Annotated in this window: 3 protein-coding genes; all 3 read left to right on the top strand. The window is 34.0% G+C overall.

Annotated elements, in window-relative coordinates; all coding sequences use genetic code 11:
- Window positions 1-161 precede the first annotated feature (161 nt).
- On the top strand, window positions 162-965 hold the full coding sequence (locus RB298_RS19775; protein WP_060746480.1) for an ABC transporter permease: 804 nt from the start codon (window positions 162-164) through the stop codon (window positions 963-965).
- A 16-nt stretch (window positions 966-981) separates the two neighbouring features.
- Window positions 982-1947 (top strand): teichoic acids export ABC transporter ATP-binding subunit TagH, encoded by a 966-nt coding sequence (gene tagH / locus RB298_RS19770; RefSeq protein WP_336108238.1) that lies wholly within the window; start codon window positions 982-984, stop codon window positions 1945-1947.
- Window positions 1948-2022: 75 nt separating this feature from the next.
- Complete coding sequence (locus RB298_RS19765; RefSeq protein ID WP_043979836.1) at window positions 2023-2403, top strand: triple tyrosine motif-containing protein; 381 nt, start codon at window positions 2023-2025, stop codon at window positions 2401-2403.
- The last annotated feature ends 120 nt before the right edge of the window (window positions 2404-2523 follow it).

The following is a 2523-nucleotide window of genomic DNA, read 5'->3' as shown; positions in this document are numbered from 1 at the left end:
GACCATAATGAATTCAAGGAATTAAACTGGAGCGAATTAGAAGGTATGGCAACAAAACGTATTTTTGATACGAAAAACGTGGTAGCTAACCGTTCTGATGATTTCGGCTATATTAACTATGGTAACCTACATGCATTCCTTAAGAAGGAAGAAGTAATGGCATGAATTCTGTAGGGAGGATTTTGAAAGAACAATCCTCGAATTTTCATTTAATATTGAGATTATCTCTTTATGATGCAAAAAGTAAATACCAAATGCACTATCTTGGAGCTGTATGGCAGTTTTTAGGACCTGCCATACAGATTCTTCTGTACTGGCTTGTTTTTGGATTAGGAATTCGTGGAGGAGCACCCGTACACGGAATTCCATTCTTTGTATGGCTAATTGCAGGGTTAATCCCTTGGTTTTTTATTAGTCCTTCCATTACTCAAGGTTCAAACAGTGTGTATGCAAGGGTAAGTTTGGTTTCAAAAATGAAGTTTCCAGTCAGTGTACTGCCAACTGTCACAATTGTCAGTAACAGTTTTCAGTTCATCATCATGATGCTGGTTATGGGAGTCATCTTCGTCATTTATGGAATTAATCCGGGATGGTATTTACTTCAATTGCCATATTATTTAGTAGCATTATTTGTGTTTTTATTTGCGCTTACGCTGCTAACATCAACTATTTCAACGTTAATAAGAGATTTTCAGCAAGTATTACAATCATTAATGAGAATGGTGCTTTACTTATTGCCTATTTTATGGGATACGTCTAAATTGTCACATGTATATGAAACGATTTTAAAATTAAATCCACTCTTTTACATCGTGCAAGGATTTAGATATTCATTGTTAGGTTACGGTTGGTTTTATGAGGATTGGATATATACATTATATTTTTGGGTTATCACATTATTAATACTAACAGTAGGATCAATCCTGCATTTAAAATTCAGAAATAAATTCATCGATTACTTGTAATCTAGGAGCGTAATCTATGGCACTAAAAGTTCAATTTAAGAACGTTAGTAAAAAGTATGTTTTATATAAAAAAAGATCTGATAAACTGCTCGAGATTTTCTTTCCAAAAAAGAAAAATGAAAGCTTTTATGCCCTGAGAAACATCTCTTTTTCCGTGAACGAAGGAGAAACCATTGGTGTTGTGGGAATTAACGGATCAGGAAAATCAACTCTTTCTAACTTGTTGTCGCAAGTTGTGCCTCAGACGTCAGGTGATATTAAAATCAATGGCGAAACATCATTGATTGCTATTTCAGTAGGATTAAATAATAACTTAAATGGATTAGAGAATATCGAGTTGAAGTGTCTGATGCATGGACTAACGAAAGAAGAGATTAAAAAAATTACTCCTGATATCATCGAGTTTGCTGATATCGGAAAGTTTATTACTCAGCCTGTTAAAAACTATTCGAGCGGTATGAAATCAAGGCTTGGCTTTGCTATTTCGGTTCATACTAACCCCGACATATTGGTAGTCGATGAAGCTTTGTCAGTTGGAGATCAAACATTTTACGATAAATGTTTGAAAAAAATTAATGAATTTAAAGAACAAGGTAAAACTATTTTCTTTATAAGTCATTCGTTGACTCAAATCCGCAGTGTATGCAACAAAGTCATGTGGATTCACTTTGGAGAGTTAAAGCAATTTGGCGGCACTCGTGTTGTTTTAGAAAAATATAAAGAGTTTGTTAAATGGTTTAATGGATTAACTGATGAAGAGAAAAAGCAGTATAAACTAGATATGCTGGCCAATCAGGCAAAAGATGAATATGCCTTGATGAATGAAAAAAGTGAGTATAATCAGCCTTTATACTCATTAGAGCAGCGTACGAAGCGACGTGAACGAAAAAAAGAAAGACGAAAAACGTTCAAGCTTTATTTTCAAGTAGGCATTCTATCTATGCTGTCTTTGTTTTTAGCGATTTTAATGTTTTATACATAAGGTTTATAAAGCATTTTAATAATATTGAGAATAGATATGTAGATTGATATATCTACTATTCAAGGAGGATCTCTAATGAAAGCAAAAGTATTAATTCCAATCGTAGCAGGTGCATTATTATTCACAGGCTGCAGCAATGACAAAGAGACTGCAAGCAAACCAACTAAAACGGAACAAACTCAACAAGAAAAAACAGCATTAAACAAGGTCTCTATTAAAAACGTAGGAGACAAACGCTTAGAAGTAAAAACAACAGCGGAAGGGAAAGACCTTAAATACGCTTACTCCGTTTATAAAGACGGAAAGCTATTCCAAAAAATCCCTTACTCTTCAAAAAAAGAGTTGGCTTATAAGCTAACGAAGTCTGGCGACTATCGTGTACGCGTATACGTGAAAGCTGGAAAAGAAAAAGCTGTTGCAAAAAGCACAGAATTAGTAAAAGTAACAAAATCATAATAAATAAAAAAGATCACGGGATACATCCCGCGATCTTTTTTTATTTTAGATTTAAACTTTCTTTTAATTCAGCAGATAGTTGGTTACGCGTGTCATCAGATACGGCATAGTAATAGATAC

It is taken from the genome of Priestia sp. BR_2 (assembly GCF_041954005.1).
Lineage (GTDB): Bacteria > Bacillota > Bacilli > Paenibacillales > Paenibacillaceae > Paenibacillus_AQ > Paenibacillus_AQ lautus_A.
This window is presented reverse-complemented; position numbering and strand designations above follow the sequence as displayed.